Raw genomic sequence first — 11,338 nt, 5'->3', positions numbered from 1 at the left:
GCAGCTCCACCGCCGGGGCGGCCGATCTTGTTCCCGCGGAACGCCCTGACCTGGGCGCATGCGCGGCCGTCCCTCCTGAGGGGGACGCCAGGCGTCGCTCGGACGAGGGACGCCGCGCGAGGGCGTCCCACGTTCCAGCGGCGGCGAAGATGGCACTGCTCCGTGATGTTCGCGGCAGGCGATTTCCCTAGCCTTCTCGGTATGGAAGCAACCATCGAAGTCGCCGGCCTGCGCAAGCGCTTCGGACGCACCCTGGCCCTGGACGGGATGACGTTCAACGTCCGCCCCGGGCTCCTGACCGGATTCGTCGGCCCCAACGGCGCCGGGAAGTCCACCACGATGCGGGTGATCCTGGGCCTGGACGCGGCCGACGAGGGCACCGCGCTGATCAACGGGAAGCCGTACCGCAGCCTCCGGCATCCGCTCAGCCACGTCGGCTCGCTGCTGGACGCGGCGGCGCTGCACCCCAGCCGGAGCGCCCGCGGCCACCTGCTCTGGCTCGCGCACTCGCAGGGCCTGCCCGCGCGCCGGGTGGACGAGGTGCTCGACCTGGTCGGCCTCACGTCCGCCGCGCGGCGGAAGGCGGGCGGCTTCTCGCTGGGCATGCGGCAGCGGCTCGGGATCGCCGCGGCGCTGCTGGGCGACCCGGCGGCGGTGATGCTGGACGAGCCGTTCAACGGCATGGACCCGGAAGGCATCATCTGGATCCGCGACTTCCTCCGGTCGCTGGCCGACCAGGGCCGCGCCGTCCTGGTGTCCAGCCACCTGATGAGCGAGCTTGAGGACACCGCCGACCACCTCGTCGCGGTCGGGCGAGGCAAGGTCATCGCCGACACGAGCGTGGCCGAGCTCATCGGCGCCGCGTCCGGGAGCAGGGTCGCCGTGCGCACCAACGCCCCCGCGGACGCGATGCGCGTGCTCGCCCAGGCCGGCGCCACCGTGGCGGCCATCGGCCGCGACACCATCACCGTCTCCGGCCTCGCCCCGGACCGGATCGTGACGCTCCTGAACGAGAACGCCGTGCCGTTCTCCGAGGTGTCGGCGCACCGCGCGACGCTGGAGGAGGCCTACATGGAGCTCACCCGCAACGCGGTCGAGTTCCGCGCCGCCACGCCCGCGACCTCCGCGACGCCCACGGAGGTGCCGCGGTGACCGCGACCATGACGCCGCCGCGCCGGCCAGGACCCGGCGAGCAGGCCGGGCGGGACGGCTTCCTCCAGCTCCTGCACGCGGAATGGACGAAGTTCCGCACCGTCCTCGGCTGGGTCGGCGGCATGGGGGTCGCGGCGGGGCTGGTGGTGATGTTCGCCCTGCTCGCCGGGGTCAGCAGCAACCAGGAGGGCTCGGCGCCCGTTCCGGTCGGGCCCGGCGGGGGACCGGTCACCGACAGCTTCTACTTCGTCCACCAGCCGCTGACCGGGAACGGCAGCATCACCGTCTCCGTCTCCGAGCTCAAGAGCCGCATCCCGACGAGCCCCTCGGAACTGGAGCCCGGCACCGTGCCGTGGTCGAAGGCCGGGCTCATCATCAAGGACGGCACCCGCCAGGGCTCGCCCTACGCGGCGATCATGGTCACCGGCGGCAACGGCGTCCGGATGCAGGACAACTACGTCAACGACAAGGCGGGACCGTCCGGCGCCGTTTCCGCCGAGGCTCCCCGCTGGCTGCGGCTGGACCGCTCGGGCGACGCCGTCACCGGCTACGCGTCCACCGACGGCTCCCGCTGGACGAAGGTCGGCACCGTCCACGTGCGCGGCCTCGGGAAGAACACGCAGGGCGGGCTGTTCGTCGCGTCCCCGCCCGACGTGGACGGCATGGGCACGCGCGGCAGCGTCTCCACCGCCGCCTTCGGGGACCTCCGCGTCCAGGGGAGCTGGGCCGGCGGCGAGTGGAAGGGCGAGCAGCTGGGCCAGGAATCCCCGACCTTCTCCGGCTACCCGGAGAACGCGTCGGGCTCGTTCACGGAATCCGGCGGCCGCTACACGGTGGTCGGCGCCGGCGACATCGCGCCCGCCGTCCGCGAGAGCCTGCCGACCGGCGGCACCCTCAGCGACATCCTCACCGGCACGTTCGCCGCGCTCATCGCCGTGATCGTCGTGGGGGCGCTGTTCATCACGACGGAGTACCGCAAGAACCTGATCCACGTCACCCTGGCCGCCAGCCCGAGACGGAGCCGGATCCTGGTGGCCAAGGCGATCGTGCTGGGAGCCGTCACCTTCGTCGCCGGGTTCGCGGGAGCGGCCGTCGCGGTCCCGCTGGGCGAGCGGCTCGCCAAGGCCAACGGCGTGTACGTCTTCCCGGTGGCGGCCTCGACCGAACTGCGGGTGGAGCTCGGCATCGCGGCGCTGCTCGCGACCGCCGCCGTCCTCGCCCTCGCCGTCGGCACCATCCTCCGGAGCAGCGCCGGCGCGGTCACCACCGTCATCGTGGCGATCGTGCTGCCCTACATCTTGAACGCCATCCCGTTCATGCCCGCGAGCGCGTCGGACTGGCTGGCCAGGGTGACGCCGGGCGCGGCCTTCGCCGTCCAGCAGACGCTCGTGGAGTATCCGCAGGTCGAGAGCATCTACACGCCGTACAACGGCTACTACCCGCTGGCCCCGTGGGCCGGGTTCGCCGTCCTGGCCGCGTACGCGGTGGCTGCCCTGGCCGTCGCCGCCTTCCTGCTCCACCGGAGGGACGCATGAGACTGGCCCTGCACGCGGAATGGACGAAGCTCCGGACCGTCGCCGGCCCGCTGTGGCTGATGGTCGGCGCCATCGTCGCGACGGTGGCGCTGAGCGCCGCGGCGACCTCGGTGGTGACCTGCAAGCCCGGCGACTGCGGCGGCGACATGGCCAAACTCAGCCTCATCGGCGTCGACCTCGGTCAGGCGCTGGTCGCCATCCTCGCCGTGCTGGTCATCAGCGGCGAGTTCAACACCGGAATGATCCGCACCACCCTGACGGCGGTGCCGCGGCGGTCGACGCTCTTCGCGGCCAAGGCCCTCATCGTCACCGCCGTCGTGGCCGCCGCCGGGACGATCGCCGTCCTCGGGTCGCTCCTCGCCGGGCGGCTCGTCCTGCCCGGCTACGGCGACCAGACCCTGACCCTGACCGACGGGCCGACGTTGCGCGCGGTCGTCGGATCGGTCCTCTACCTGGTGCTGATCGCGCTGCTCAGCCTCGGCATCGCGACCGCCGTGCGGGACTCGGCGACCAGCATCGGCGTCGTCCTCGGCCTGCTGTACATCCTGCCGATCCTCGCCCAGACGATCAGCGACCCGCAGTGGCAGCGCACGACGGAGAAGATCGCGCCGATGAGCGCCGGGCTGGCCGTCCAGGCCACCACCGACCTCGGAAACCTGCCCATCGGCCCCTGGGCCGGCCTCGGCGTGACCGCCGCCTGGGCCGCCGCGGCGCTGCTGCTGGGCGGCCTGCTGCTACGCAGACGCGACGCGTAGCGGCCCACCTGACCGGCCCATGGGTCTGCCCCCGGCCCATGGGCCACCAGGTATCCCGCTCAGCTGGAGCTCAGCTGGAGTAATCCTCAAGATCACCATCGCGGACGATGTCGAGAGTGACGCAGTGAAACCCGCCACCGAGCACCCGGGAGTGACGCAGCTTATGCGGCAGCACCGTGATGCCCTTCTTCTCCATCGCGGCGATCAGCTCGGGCTGGTCCGAGTCCACGATCGCCACCTCCGGGCTCACCATCAGCAGGTTCATCCCCAGCCACGGCGCGCTGAGCGGACGCTCCACCACCGAGGGAATGTCGCGGATCGGAGGCGACCAGAGGATGTCCCAGCCGCGGAAGCACTCCGGGACCGTCTCCTCGGTCAGCCGCTCGGGGTTCAGCAGCACCAGCCCCGGCCGCAGCAGGGTGATCGTGGTGTCGATGTGCGTGTAGCCGTACACCCCGCGCACCGGATGGACGCGGAAGTCGCCGAACAGCCGCAGCGTGGACTCCAGCCAGCGCAGCCCCAGCTCGTTGCCGCTGCGGGACACCTGGTAGATCACGTCCTTGCCGATGCGCAGCGTGTTCGCCGCGTCGAACACCGGCTCGGTCTCGCCCAGCAGCGGCAGGCCGTCGTCGTCGAGAGCGAACAGGTCGTCGGCCAGCCGCGGCTTCGGCGCCGAGATCCACGCCGCGCCCCGCAGCATGTACTCCTGGAACAGCTCCCGCATGCCCCCGAGCAGCTCGAAGTACCGGGCCCGCATCGGGCTCGGCGTCTCGACGATCGCCGAACCGAGGATCATCGTGATGTCGCGCGGGCAGTACGACAGATATCCGTCACTCGTCCAGTCAGGCGAACTGAACTGCTTGGCGTGATCTGGTGCCGCGGGCTGGTGCACGGTGACGCCCAGGCCGCGCAGCGTCGAGATCAGCGTTTCCAGATCCTCCGTGGTCTCCTCGATGACCTGCTTGGGAAACGCTCCCTCGGCGACCTCCTGCAATTCCTTCTTCGACAGCGTCGGATAGCAGGCGAGCCACGCGGAGATATCGTTCATCCGCGGCAGCCGGGCGTTCGTCACATCGCCGACGATCACTTCGCGCAGTTGCGTGAACTCGTCCCACGATTTCACCGCGGGCCGCGCGGCCGCGCCGGCGGGCGCCGATTCTGGTACCACGTTCGTCATCGTCTCTCCTATTCGCGTGGACGGTGGATCCGACCGGGCCCCGCCGCGCCGTCCCGCCCGAATCAAACGGCGGCATGGATGAATTCACCCGACCGGACGCGGCACGCGCCTAAGGTAGAAAATGCTCCTGAGCCGGACGGCGGAGACGACGAATTCGCCACCGCGTCCAGTTCGAGGAGCACGCGCAACGCGAACGTTACCGCGCGTCCGAACACCCCGGAAGCCTCAACCGGCGCACCCCACGTCCAAGCACGAAGTTCAACTGTTCAACTGGTCAACTGCCGCAGTCGAACGATTTCGCCTGGTTGAAAGCTCCAAAGCCGGGGCGCACCGTTGACAACGCCATCTGATCCGCGCCTTCCACCGGGACGGGCGCCTCGCCTACACCCACCCGCCCTGCCTCATCGCCTTATCCGCCCGAAAACGCAGCCACGGCCGGACATCCATCACCGGCCGTGGCTTTCGGGAGTTCACCGTTAAAAGTTTGCCGTCTGGTCTACGTGCGACGACGACGTGGGGCCCAAGCCGTTGTCCGGCCCCTTCTCGGTCTGTCCGCCGAACGAAAGCGTCACGGCGACAATGATCACGACCAGCACCACGATCGCAATTATCCAGCGTTTCCTGCGAGGCGAAGTACCTTCCATGCTCAAAGCGTACCACCGAATAGCTGACAAAGCCCGAATAACGGCACCAGAATTCACCTTCACCCCTCCCCCAAGAGGGGACCGAATGGGCCTGGCCGACCCGGCTAAGATGATCAACACCATGCAGATCCCGACCCACTCCGACACCGACACCGGCGATCCGCCTCGGGCTTGCCGGAAGGGGACCGCAATGCCACATGTTCCAGGCGAACAGACCCCGGGCACCATCGACTACGACGCAGAACTACGGCGCCACAACGAGACGCTGCGCCAGGCGGTAGGCGTCCGGCGAGACGACCACGTCCTCGACATCGGCTGCGGGACCGGCCAGACGACCCGGCAGGCCGCACGAGCCGCCCAGTCGGGAAGTGCCTTCGGAGTGGACGTCTCCGCACCCGCGATCGAGCGCGCCCGAGAGCTGGCCCACGCGGAGGGTCTGACCAACGTCACCTTCGAGCGAGCCGACGCACAAGTCCACCCGCTGCCCCCACAACGCTTCGACGTGGCCATGAGCAGGTTCGGCACGATGTTCTTCGCCGACCCCGTAAGGGCGTTCACCAACATCGGCCGGGCACTGCGCCCGGCAGGACGCCTGGTGATGCTGGTCTGGCAAGCCCACGACCGCAACGAGTGGGCCGTGGCCGTCCGCCAGGCCCTCCAGATCTCCAACGGGCCGGTGACCAGCGAGGGACCGGACGCGTTCTCACTCGCCGACCCGCCGACCGTCCGGGAAATCCTGCGGGCCGCGGGCTTCGCCGACATCGCCTTCACCGACGTCCAGGAACCGGTCTACTACGGCCCGGACGTCCCCACCGCCCTCAACTGGGTCCAAAGCTTCACAAGCACCGCCGAAGCCCTGAAGACCCTGAACCCCACCACCGCAACCGACCGTCTACGCCAGAAACTCACCGAACACCTAACCGCCGAAGGCGTGTACTTCAACTCCCGCGCCTGGCTGATCACCGCCCACCACCTAGGCCCCTCACCCGCATAACAACCCAGCCACTGCATCGACCCCATTCACCCCACAACCGATCTGTCAAGCGTTCGATGCTCGCGGCGTCCGAGGCCGGATGACCAGGACGATCAGCGTCCCGGCGGCTAAGAGGACGGCCAGAGCGGCGTAGCCGACGGTGAGGGTCGCCACGGTCGCGACGCCGGCGACGAGCAGCGGCCCGCCGGCGTCACCGAGTTCGCGGCCGAGTTCCGCCGAGCCCATGGTCTGGCCCATGCGCTCGGCCGGGGTGGAGGCGGCCAGGGCTGCGAAGCCGAGCGGCGTGATCAGCCCGGTGCCGATCCCGATGAGGGCCGCGGCCAGGAGGACCCCGGTCAGGCCGGGCAACGTCGCGGCCGCGAGCCCCGCGGCGGTGATGAACAGCCCAGCCAGCAGCCCGGTGCGGGTGGTCAGGCGCCCGGCGTCCAGAGCGCGGCCGGCTTTGGGCTGGACGATGGCGGCGGTGGCGGCCAGCACAGAAACGGCTGCACCGGTCGCCACGCTGCCGAGCCCGGCCGCCGCCCCGGAGACGGGAAGGAAACCGACACCGACTGACAACGCCGCGGTGGCCGCGGCGAGCGCTGCGGTCGGCGCGAGAAACGACCGGTCGGCCAGACGGCGGGCGAGGTCGGCCACGGTCTGCCGTTCACGGGGGAGCGGCGGTACGGCGGGCACGGCGAGCGCCGCCCACCCGGCGACGGCTGCGCCGCACACCGCCATCACCGTGAAAAGCAGCCGCAGCCCGCCCGCCCACACCAGCACACCGCCGAGCAGCGGACCGAGGGTGTAGCCGATCGACTTGTAGAAGCCGTAGCCACCGAACGCGCGACCGCGCTTGGCCGCCGGATTCAGACGGGCGACCATGGCGGACGCCGAGGGAGAGAAGGCCGAAGCCGCAGCGCCCTGCCCGAGCCGCGCCGCCCACAACCATCCGCCCGAGTCGGCGACCGCGTACAACGCGGACGCACCCGCGAACGCGACCAGCCCCCCAACCAGGACCGGCTTGCCTCCGACCCGATCGGCCAGCGAGCCGAACACGGGTTTGAGCAACACCTCGGCCCCGTCGTACAGAGCGAGCAGACCACCCAGCACCAGCAACGAGGTGACGGCATCATCGGAAGAACCACCAAGGCTGGCAGCAACACCGTGCGCACCAAAGGCGGTAGTGAACCCGGCCGCGTACAACGGCCACATGGCCCACTTCAAAGAACCGGCAGGGCTGGTCATCTGAAATCCCGCCCGACGCCCCAGCAACAACGCCCCCAGCGTAGCCCCAACCCCACCCACCCCACCGCCAGAGCCGCGCCCAAACCAACGAAGGCCGCCGCGGCGCCCTCCTCGTCAGCCACGCCCCCGACCTCCTCAACGCCACCTGCGACGACGTCGTCCAATGGCCCGACCTCACCACACCACAACGCGCGCCACTCAGCGCAGCGCCCACCGGAGTGAACACATCGGCAAAATCCCGCCGCAACTGAGCCGGCACCGATGACGACTTCACCGCACTCTGCCGTCTCACCAGGCAGGACAGCTCGTGAGGGCCGCCAGCACGTTTCGCCGCCGAGCCCGGCCGCCCCCGGGACGATGCGGTCACGAAGGTGGTCAACCACCTTCGTGACCGCCCCATGGGAACGAAATCTCGGGGCAGTCGGCGACCCGGCGGCGGCGTCGGCTTGGCGTTGAGCGGCGGCGCGCATAGAGGGCGAGGCCAGAGTCGCTGGAACCAGCGCGGGCCGGGGATTCACCATCCGTTTTGGAAGAAGGCCAGGAGTGCCGGTGCCGGGTCGGCCGCGGTGGTGGTGTTCGCCACGGCGACGACGATCCCGGCCAGTGAAAGCAGGGCTGAGAGGACGCCGAACGATCCCAAGACTCGCCTGGTCCGCCTGCCTGACGGCTCCGTCCGCGCGAACCACCTCCACAAGACCGCGCTGAGGACGCTGAGGACGGCCGCCACGATCGCGGCGATCACGGCCATGGCCACGTGGTAGCGGGCGAAGTCGTCAATCATCAATTGCAGGGCGGGTGCGGTGTGACCGTCCGTGCCCGGGGAGTCGGCCAGTTGCCGCCGGATCTGATCGAGCGTGCCGGTGAGCTGGGCGTCGGTCGCGCCCGCTGTCAACATCGGCAGCAGCGAGGAGTAAGGGGCGACCACGCCCTGGAGGTTGGCCATCACCGCCACCAGCGAGAACAGCGCGAGCATTGTGACGAGAACGCCGGTCGAGGCCAATGCGACGCTCTTTCCCGTCCCGAGACCGTCGGCCCTCACGAATGCCTTCCAGACACGAATGCCGAGCGCGACGAGCACGATCAGCAAGAGTGCGGCGATCGCGGCTTTGGCCAGGTGATAACGGAACCAGTAGTCGACGACCCTTTCCAGGCTCGGGGACAGATCCCGGTCGCCAGAACTCCAGTATCCGGTGAATGACGTCCGGAGAGCTTCGACGAGGTCGCGCTCACCGGCGAAGCCGCTGCCCGGCCCGACGCCCGCCAGGAAGCGGGGGGCGACGACGAAGGCGACGGCCAGCGCCACCGCGAGGACGGTGAGCACCGCAAGGGTGCGACCGGGAACACCAGCGCGCATCCGGGCTGCTTGAGCTGACATAAAGTTCCTTGAGCGATAGCGGGCGGGGACCTCCATGGATCATGTCGCTCCGAGGACCGGCCCACATCGGTCCCCAGCGTGATCTGGCATCAGCGCCTGGTGTGATTTCTCTTCACCCCGTCCTCACCCTCGCAACGGGCCTCATCTGCCACACGTAGTCCCGACTGGCCATGTCCGATCACCCGGCCACACTTCCCATTTCTCAGGGCAGACGTCAGAACGGATACAGCGACAGAGCTCAACCCCGCCCCGCCCCACAGCGGCGGCAATTCCCCACCCTCAGCCCCACAAACCGAGTCTTACGAGCTCAACTCGATGAGAGACAGGAACGAGGCGCACCCGAACAGATCAATATTCAGATCCCACAGGATCGCGGAATTCAGGACCCACTGACAGCGGCTTCTCGCCCCAACCATCGCTTCGTGGCGGTGATCTACGAGACAATCAATCGAGTCGCGCGGCTGAATGGTAGCTCGTGCAAATGCCTGAACTCTCCCGGGACGGTTTCTGTGAACGCACCAACCACCCCGAATTTCAGCATCACAAAGACCGCGCCGACTGGTACCGCGACCATCCCAAGAGCCCGTGGATCCGCGAGGATGCCCCGCTGGACGGCGTCCGCCACCAAACGCCACAAGCAGCTCAAGCGGGAAATGACCGAACCGCAGCGCCGCTAGAAGCGCCAGAAGGACATAGCCGAACTTGAGGCCCAGATCGAGCGTGCCCACAAGCTCGTGACGTGCCTTGAGACCGACGTCGGTGACCCAGAGGAGGTCATCGACAAGAACGGCCGGCTGCCGCGCGAGCGGCGCGAGGTCATGCTCTTTCACTACAAGTACGACCGGGAGTTCTCGGTTCGGGACCTACGGAAACAGCTCCCCGACCTGCAGGCCACCCACAAGGCCTCCAAGGACCGGAAAGAGCGCTCAGAGCTGCGCGTCAAGATCGGCATGGCGCAACGCAAACTCGACGATCTGCTGGCGGTTCCCGAGCTTGCCGCCGAGCAGATGTGCAGCGAGTGCACCACGCCGATGTTCAAGCACGGCCGGGTGACGCCGCCGTACGACGGCCCGTGCCCGGCCTGGCCGGGGTGGGCCAAGCGGATACAACGGGTGCGGGAGATGCTCACCGCAGCCGCCGAGGAGAACAAGCAGCGCAACGAGCCACCACCGGCGCCGCCGCCCCCCATGCCGGAAACCCTGGCTGTCATCCCGTCGGGGTTGCCGATCCCTGAGATCACGGCCCGACTGACCGAGCTGCAAAAGCAGTTCCCCGATGCCGAGGTTAGGCGTGGACGGGCGAACCGATGGGAGCTGTGGCCAGCGAAGAGCTAGACGAGCACAGGGCATGCTGGATGAGGTGATCGTTGTCATCGTGGCTTGGGTGTCAGCCGGTCCTGGCACGATGACGGCATGAAGTTTCGGCCGCGGAACCTGAACGCCCTGGCGGAACTGGTTGTCGGCAACCCGGGAGTCGTCACCCCTGGTCCGGGCGAGAAGCCTGCCTTCTTCCCGTACCGGTCGAGCAGTTACATCACGGAGTTCTTTCAGGAGCTCGACCTTGACTTCGTTCACGACGGAAGCACGAGGCACGGCTGGGTGGCTGACCGACTCGCCGAGTTGCTCGCGGAACCCCACGACGGCCCGACCCATCCGCTAGAGATCTTCTGCCGCTTGATCGACCTGTTGATGAACCCCGCCGACGCGCTCAGCGAAGGGGTCAATCGGAAGAACGCGCTGGCCCAGCTGAACGAGGTGCTGAACCGCGAGGGCTTCGAGGTGTTCTACGGGCAGGACCGCCACTGCTACGTGCGGCACCTGGGGACAGGGTTGGCGACGATTCCGCAGGTCAACCCCCACCGCCCGTTCAACCAGGCGGAAGTTGAGCGACGCAACCGCTTGGCTGCATATCTCGATGCCTGCAGTGAAGACGAGTTGATCGAGGAGGTGCTGCTTCCCCTCTTCCGCCCAGCTCGGCTACCACCGCATCACCGCCGCCGGCCACAAGGACAAAGCCTTGGAGTACGGCAAGGACATCTGGATGCGCTACACGCTGCCCACCCAGCACGTCCTCTACTTCGGCATCCAGGCCAAGAAGGGCAAGATCGACGCGGCCGGTCAGACGAAGACAGGCAGCAGCAACGTCGCCGAGATCCACAACCAGGCGCTGATGATGCTGGCGCACGAGATCTCCGACCCGGAGACGAATCGTCGACCACGCGTTTATCGTGGCAGGCGGCACGATCACCAAGGCAGCCCGCAACTGGCTCGGCAACGCCCTGGATGCGAGCAAACGGAGCCAGATCATGTTCATGGATCGGGACGACATCCTGAACCTCTACGTGGTGACCAACCTGCCGCTGCCGGAGGCGGCACTCCCCAAGGCGGCCAATCCGTGGGCGAGCACTTCGGACGAGCCGCCTTTCTGATCGGATGGTCGGGCGTGGGTTACGCCGGTGGATGAAGATTCCGGCGCCCGA

At 68.6% G+C, this 11,338-nt stretch carries 10 protein-coding genes; 6 read left to right on the top strand and 4 right to left on the bottom strand.

The window, feature by feature from the left end; genetic code table 11:
* Nucleotides 1-201: 201 nt before the first annotated feature.
* From ACH34T_RS02150 to ACH34T_RS02140, 3 genes are read left to right on the top strand one after another with little or no spacing between them, the layout of a single operon-like run.
* Nucleotides 202-1,152 (top strand): ATP-binding cassette domain-containing protein, encoded by a 951-nt coding sequence (locus tag ACH34T_RS02150; protein WP_395990191.1) that lies wholly within the window; start codon nucleotides 202-204, stop codon nucleotides 1,150-1,152.
* Nucleotides 1,149-2,687: an ABC transporter permease subunit gene (locus tag ACH34T_RS02145; protein WP_395990190.1), complete on the top strand. Its 1,539-nt coding sequence runs from the start codon at nucleotides 1,149-1,151 to the stop codon at nucleotides 2,685-2,687. Before ACH34T_RS02150 ends, ACH34T_RS02145 begins: the two co-directional genes overlap by 4 nt.
* The gene (locus ACH34T_RS02140) at nucleotides 2,684-3,442 is read left to right on the top strand and encodes an ABC transporter permease (protein ID WP_395990189.1); all 759 of its coding nucleotides are present in this window, start codon (nucleotides 2,684-2,686) and stop codon (nucleotides 3,440-3,442) included. Before ACH34T_RS02145 ends, ACH34T_RS02140 begins: the two co-directional genes overlap by 4 nt.
* A gap of 70 nt (nucleotides 3,443-3,512) precedes the next feature.
* Here ACH34T_RS02140 and ACH34T_RS02135 read toward each other — a convergent pair whose 3' ends face one another.
* Both ACH34T_RS02135 and ACH34T_RS02130 read right to left on the bottom strand, forming a co-directional pair.
* Nucleotides 3,513-4,619, bottom strand: coding sequence for a hypothetical protein (locus ACH34T_RS02135; RefSeq protein WP_395990188.1), 1,107 nt, complete (start codon nucleotides 4,617-4,619; stop codon nucleotides 3,513-3,515).
* Nucleotides 4,620-5,095: 476 nt separating this feature from the next.
* The gene (locus tag ACH34T_RS02130; protein ID WP_395990187.1) at nucleotides 5,096-5,218 is read right to left on the bottom strand and encodes a hypothetical protein; all 123 of its coding nucleotides are present in this window, start codon (nucleotides 5,216-5,218) and stop codon (nucleotides 5,096-5,098) included.
* A 235-nt stretch (nucleotides 5,219-5,453) separates the two neighbouring features.
* Between ACH34T_RS02130 and ACH34T_RS02125 the strand changes: the two genes are divergently transcribed.
* Nucleotides 5,454-6,257: a class I SAM-dependent methyltransferase gene (locus ACH34T_RS02125; RefSeq protein WP_395990186.1), complete on the top strand. Its 804-nt coding sequence runs from the start codon at nucleotides 5,454-5,456 to the stop codon at nucleotides 6,255-6,257.
* Between the two features lie 45 nt (nucleotides 6,258-6,302).
* Here ACH34T_RS02125 and ACH34T_RS02120 read toward each other — a convergent pair whose 3' ends face one another.
* Nucleotides 6,303-7,484 carry an MFS transporter gene (locus ACH34T_RS02120; protein WP_395990185.1) on the bottom strand — a complete coding sequence of 394 codons (1,182 nt, stop codon included), beginning with the start codon at nucleotides 7,482-7,484 and terminating at the stop codon, nucleotides 6,303-6,305.
* A gap of 514 nt (nucleotides 7,485-7,998) precedes the next feature.
* Complete coding sequence (locus ACH34T_RS02115; protein ID WP_395990184.1) at nucleotides 7,999-8,787, bottom strand: hypothetical protein; 789 nt, start codon at nucleotides 8,785-8,787, stop codon at nucleotides 7,999-8,001.
* 806 nt (nucleotides 8,788-9,593) lie between these two features.
* Between ACH34T_RS02115 and ACH34T_RS02110 the strand changes: the two genes are divergently transcribed.
* Both ACH34T_RS02110 and ACH34T_RS02105 read left to right on the top strand, forming a co-directional pair.
* Nucleotides 9,594-10,193 (top strand): hypothetical protein, encoded by a 600-nt coding sequence (locus ACH34T_RS02110; RefSeq protein ID WP_395990183.1) that lies wholly within the window; start codon nucleotides 9,594-9,596, stop codon nucleotides 10,191-10,193.
* A 682-nt stretch (nucleotides 10,194-10,875) separates the two neighbouring features.
* Nucleotides 10,876-11,322 (top strand): hypothetical protein, encoded by a 447-nt coding sequence (locus ACH34T_RS02105; protein WP_395990182.1) that lies wholly within the window; start codon nucleotides 10,876-10,878, stop codon nucleotides 11,320-11,322.
* Nucleotides 11,323-11,338: the final 16 nt, after the last annotated feature.

The sequence above is a fragment of the Actinomadura sp. 9N215 genome (assembly GCF_044326345.1).
In the GTDB taxonomy this organism is placed as follows: domain Bacteria; phylum Actinomycetota; class Actinomycetes; order Streptosporangiales; family Streptosporangiaceae; genus Spirillospora.
Note: the sequence above shows the minus strand (reverse complement) of the source record. Positions and strands in the feature narration are given on the sequence as shown.